Here is a 462-nt window from a genome sequence, read left to right on the forward strand (position 1 = left end):
TCGTCATAGGCCAGAATTTCCAAGAAGAAAGGAATATCTTCGGCAAGGCATTCAGAGCCAACCCGTTCAATATAGGCTTGCTTTTGCTGATTGAGCTCTTCGCTACTATCCACATCATAGTAGAGCAAGAATTTAACAGCATCAGCCCCCTGCTCTTTCAAACGTTTTGCCGACCAGACATCCAAACAATCCGGCAGACGTTTGGTACTAGTAGTATCATAGCCCGTTTTTTCGTATGCTAAGAGAAGACCAGCATTTTTATCTAAAACCTTGGTCGCTGGCAGGCCATATTCAGGGTCCAAGAGCATGGATGAAGCATAGGGTGTTAATTCTTCTGCCACCAACACTTTCAACTCTTCCATTTGGGCAACGCTTGTCTCAGCATCTTGGTACTGAGCCATCAATCGCTTGAGGGCCCCCCTTTGGTCAAAGGCCAAGGCCGAAATGATGCCCTTGTCATCA

General features: G+C 46.5%; 1 protein-coding gene. It reads right to left on the bottom strand.

The features are described from left to right. Positions 1–462: tagatose 1,6-diphosphate aldolase (locus FH871_RS34865; protein ID WP_138995345.1), on the bottom strand; the 462-nt coding region annotated here is incomplete at both ends.

The organism is Larkinella sp. C7 (genome assembly GCF_006149005.1).
In the GTDB taxonomy this organism is placed as follows: Bacteria; Bacteroidota; Bacteroidia; order Cytophagales; family Spirosomataceae; genus Larkinella.